The sequence below is a fragment of the Centipeda sp. (in: firmicutes) genome, assembly GCF_057271695.1.
Genome location: NZ_DBHIVL010000142.1, coordinates 1 through 1,917, shown reverse-complemented (window position 1 = coordinate 1,917; position 1,917 = coordinate 1). Strand labels below are relative to the sequence as shown.

At 50.2% G+C, this 1,917-nt stretch carries 1 protein-coding gene and 1 pseudogene; one reads left to right on the top strand and one right to left on the bottom strand.

Going from position 1 to position 1,917, the window contains the following annotated elements:
* Positions 1-714 (top strand): ORF6N domain-containing protein (locus tag ACO6BQ_RS12490; protein ID WP_489121461.1); only part of this gene is annotated, 714 nt, incomplete at its 5' end.
* A gap of 247 nt (positions 715-961) precedes the next feature.
* On the opposite strand, the pseudogene ACO6BQ_RS12485 reads toward ACO6BQ_RS12490, so the two are convergent.
* Positions 962-1,917, bottom strand: a pseudogene (locus ACO6BQ_RS12485) (YifB family Mg chelatase-like AAA ATPase); the annotation flags it as partial.

Genomic DNA, 1,917 nt, shown 5'->3' with positions numbered 1-1,917 from the left:
TACGAAAAGATAGACTGTTGCACAAAGATAAATTTACCTTCGTGCAACAGCCCCTCCTCACATGGCGGACGGCGCATTCCTCCTTACGCCTTTACCGAACAGGGCATAGCTATGTTGTCGGCAGTTCTCCGCAGCGATGTTGCCATTGATGTCAGCATCCGTATTATGGATGCTTTCGTAGAGATGCGGCATTTTATCTCGGGCAACGCTCACCTTTTTGAGCGAATAGAGCGTGTGGAGTTAAAGCAGCTCACCTATCAAAAAGAAGCTGATGAAAAATTCGAGCAGATATTTGATTTCATACACACTCATACAGAGTCCAGCCAAAAGATATTCTTCAACGGACAAATTTACGATGCCTTCAGCTTGTTGGCGGGTCTAATTCAAAAAGCAACGAAGGACATCATTCTTATTGACGGTTATGTGGATATAGGAACGCTCAATCTGTTGGCAAAAAAACAAGCTAATGTTTCCGTGGAAATCCACACATTCAGCAATACGAGATTGACGGCAGCAGATGTTACGACCTTCAACAGTCAATATCCAACGCTTACCATCAATCGCACCAATGCCTTTCACGACCGCTTCCTGATTCTTGACCACCAAGAGGCATATCACATCGGCGCATCGCTCAAAGATGCCGGAAAGAAATGTTTTGCCATCACGCTTTTGCAAGATGAGGCTCTCCTACAGGAACTTCTGGCACATTTGTGAAAAGGCATTCACAGCATGGTGAGGAGGCTATGCAGCAAAAACCATGAAGAAAATCAGAAGATAAACCGAACGGCGTGCAGCTAAAAGCTACGCGCCGTTTTTGAGTGTGAATTCTATGGGTAAATTGTTGCCCATAAACTATTCTATAATTTTCCCAAGAAATAAAAATCTGTAAAGGAACTTCTATGTACTCGCCCCTACAGTTTCCTGTAGTGCCCCCCACCAATTGGTATAATTTTGTAGAATATCAAGCTGCCTCTCGTTCATCACCACATTGTATCGTTATTGACGTTACTTCGTTCATCGCGGCTACCAAAATGATACTAGAGGGAAACGTCAGCGTTGCGTTCGCACGCGACACTGTAATCTGACGATCCTCAATCGGCTCTCGCAGCACCTCAAGTGTCTTCTTGCTGAACTCCGGCAGCTCATCCAGAAAGAGTACGCCGTGATGCGCGAGTGTCACCTCTCCCGGACGCGGGATGCTCCCGCCGCCGATCATCGCCACCGTCGATGACGTATGATGCGGACTGCGGAAGGGACGCGTCGTCACAAGCCCTGTATCCTTGCCGAGCAATCCCGAAATACTGTAGATCTTTGTGATCTCGATGGCTTCTTCCTTCGTCAGCTCCGGCAGAATCGAACTCATGCGGCGCGCCAGCATCGTCTTGCCCGAACCGGGTACACCGACCATGAGGACGTTATGCCCTCCCGCTGCTGCAATCTCAAGCGCACGCTTCGCCTGATACTGCCCCTGTACGTCCGCAAAGTCATCGGTGAAGGCAGCATCTTTTTTCTGTTCTGTTGCTTGTGGCACAGCAGGAGAAAGCGTTTCTACGCCTGTCAAATGACGCACAAGCTATGCCAGATTATCGACCGCATAGACCTTCAGGCCGTCAATCAGGAGTGCCTCGTCTGCATTCGACGCTGCAACGTAAAACTCTGTCAACCCATGTTCCCGCGCCGTGATTGCCATCGGGAGAATGCCGCTGATCGGACGGCAGTTCCCATCAAGGGAAAGCTCTGCCGAGAACAGTGCGCCCTGCACTGCCGCCTCGGGAACCATACCGTAGGATGCAAGGAGTCCGACGGCAATCGGCAGATCAAGCCCCGAACTATCCTTTCGCACATCGGCGGGTGCAAGATTGACCGTCACCCGCTCCTGCCGCAGCTGAATGCCCGAGTTGCGAATCGCAGTGCGCA